This is a genomic window from Flavobacterium sasangense DSM 21067 (assembly GCF_000686885.1).
GTDB classification, from domain to species: domain Bacteria; phylum Bacteroidota; class Bacteroidia; order Flavobacteriales; family Flavobacteriaceae; genus Flavobacterium; species Flavobacterium sasangense.
Genome location: NZ_JMLU01000054.1, coordinates 1 through 2,993, shown reverse-complemented (window position 1 = coordinate 2,993; position 2,993 = coordinate 1). Strand labels below are relative to the sequence as shown.

At 28.2% G+C, this 2,993-nt stretch carries 1 protein-coding gene; it reads left to right on the top strand.

Going from position 1 to position 2,993, the window contains the following annotated elements; all coding sequences use genetic code 11:
- The first annotated feature begins 142 nt into the window (after positions 1-142).
- Complete coding sequence (locus BP92_RS0113575; RefSeq protein WP_026726526.1) at positions 143-2,473, top strand: patatin-like phospholipase family protein; 2,331 nt, start codon at positions 143-145, stop codon at positions 2,471-2,473.
- Positions 2,474-2,993 lie beyond the last annotated feature (520 nt).

Below are 2,993 nucleotides of genomic sequence, written 5' to 3'. Positions count from 1 at the left end.
TCAAAATTAACAACTAATCAAAAAAATCTTTTATCTTTGAATTATTAACTAAATACTCTCTTAGCAAAAGTCCAATTTAGTTTGAAGACGTACAAAAGATACCATTAAATGATAAAAAGTAAAATTAAATTATATTTGAAGAATGAAAAAAATAACATTTATTCTCGCACTAATACTTGTCTGTTCTCATATTTTACTTGCACAAAATCCAAATGAAAATAAAAAGCCAAGAATAGCATTAATATTAAGCGGTGGTGGTGCAAAAGGTATAGCACATATACCAGTCTTACAAATGCTTGATTCTTTAGGTATTGTTCCTGATTTAGTAGTAGGTAATAGTATGGGAAGTATTGTAGGAGGTTTATATGCAATGGGGTATTCTGGAGATAGTATAGCTCACATTGCAAAAACAGCAAATTGGGACAACCTAATTGGAGGCAATGTGTCTTTAAATAATGTTAGTGTTGAAGAAAAAACAGAATTTGGAAGATATTTAATTGGCATGGGAGCTAAGGATGGTAAAATAAAATTAACTCCATTTCTTTTGAATGATCAAAATCTTAGAACCTTTCTTGCAGATTTAACCTACCCTGTTTATACAAACACTAATTTTGATAAATTATCCATCCCATTTCGAGCTATTGCGACAGATATTGTGAATGGAAAAGAAGTTGTTCTTGATAAAGGTGATTTAGCTTTTGCAATGAGGGCTAGTATGTCTATTCCTGGAGCTTTTATACCAGTGCCATACGAAAATACACTTTTGATTGACGGAGGTGTCCTTAATAATTTTCCTGTTGATGTAGCAAAAAAATTAAATGTAGATTATATTATAGGGAGTGATGTTGGAGGTGGAATGGAACCGAAAGAAAAATTAGACAATATAACAACATTGCTTTTTCAAACAGGAATGTTGCATAGTAACCTAAAGAACCCTGAAAATAGAGCTTTATGCGATATATTAATTGACCATACATCATATCTTTCATTTTCAACTGGTGACTTTTCTAAGAGCGAAGAAATATATGAAGAGGGCAAAATTGCGACAAATTTAAATTTAAATGCACTTATTAATTTATCAAAAAAAATAAAAGAGTTTAAACAATTAGAACATAAATTACCAATTGTAAATGAAGAAATTATTTTAGATACCATTGTTTATAATAACATAAGTAAATATAATCTTGCGTTAGTAAAAGCAAGAACAAACATTAAAACAAATAAAAGTTATACAAAACAAGATATTTTAAATGGTATAAATAGAACTATGGGGACAACCATTTTTAGCCATATAACATTTACATCTTTAACAACAAAAAATAAAAGAGGATTACAATTAAATGTTTTTGAAAAATCTAAAAATCAAATAAATGGGGCTATTCATTATGACAATTACCACGGTATAGGGTTAGTTGTAAATTATACTGGCAGAAATGTTATAGGTGCTGCCTCTCGCACATTTGTAACTTTAGATATTGCTGAAGCACCGAGATTTAGAATTCAACATCAAAAAAATTTTGGTTCTGATAGGGAATGGTGGTGGAGATCAGAGTTATTAGGACAACAAATAGAACAAGATATTTTTATTAATGGAGAAAGTGTAGAAAATATGAAATATCGCTTTTTTGATTTCAACAATCAAATTAATAGAAATATTAATTCTTTAAAAAATTATGTAGGTATTGGTATTACTTATCAAAACACAACTTTAAAACCTAAATTTAATCCTCAATATAATAATAATGTATTTGAATTAAGTAAATATAATTACAGAACTATGGAAATGGATTTTCATTATGTTCAAAATAGTTTTAACAAAGTATTTTTTGCTACTAGCGGCACTATTTTAAAGGGCACTTTAAGTCGCTCATTATTAACAGATATAGCTGTTGATTTTTATAATTCTACTCATTCTAATATTAATGGTTCTACAAATAATTTTAGTAAGTTAAAATTTGAATTTGAAAAAAGATTTTTTTCAAATGGTAAAACTACTGTTATTATTGGAGCAACAACTGGTTTTACATTTCAAGACAATAGAAAAGATAACGATATTTCTTTTACAAATTATGGAGTAGGAGCAAAATATTTTTTAGGAGGAATTTCATTACAACCTAGAAATGACAATTTTGTATTTCCAGGATTATTTGAAGGAGAACTAATAGCTAGTCAGTTCATAAATTTAAATTTAGGCTTACAAATCAAAACTGGAATTAATAAAGTTTATATAACTCCTCATTTAAATGCCGCAGCAGTAGGGTTTAATAGCTTTAAGGATTTTTTTGAGAATTCTTATAAAATAAAAGGTAAATGGCAAGACTCGCTAGAACCTAGTTTGCTATTATCTTCTGGAACAACCTTTTCATATGATTCTTTGTTTGGTCCTGTACATCTAGATTTTTCCTGGGTTAATAGTATTAATAAAGTAAGATTTTTTATAGGTGTAGGTTTCAATTTAGGCAGATCTAATTAATTTTTGTATTTAGAATCAAAGTCATTTTGTTAATTAATTATTGTTTAGCGCAAAGTAATATCAGTAACAGTATTTAACATATATACATCGTCTTTTATAATGTCGACAATTCAATAAGTTTAAAAGAAAAAACAGTAAAAAGACCACTAATAAGATTAGGTATTTATTTCTGAAAAGCACTCATAATTACCTCTAAAACAATTTGAATAAAAATTGAAATTAACTTTTTAATAGATTTAATAAAAAGATATTAACTCATCCAAAATAAGAATATGACACAAGTAGGCCATTGTAATGCAAAAAATAAGGTTACCGCGACTGCTCCAAATAAACCTAAAATGACTGCGTTTATTAAATGTTTTCATATTTCTTTGATTAAGCCATACCGCCATTAATACCTATATTCTGAGCATTTACCCACTTAGCTTCATCAGACCCCCCGCTCCCGCGCGAATCACTTCGCGTGGTTCTACAATTTAAAATATTGAAAAACACAAACATTGTCTAGTAATCCTTTTTC

Bases quoted from the DNA above. Each gene is read 5' to 3' on its own strand.
- BP92_RS0113575 (WP_026726526.1), top strand. From the start codon at position 143: ATGAAAAAAATAACATTTATTCTCGCACTAATACTTGTCTGTTCTCAT.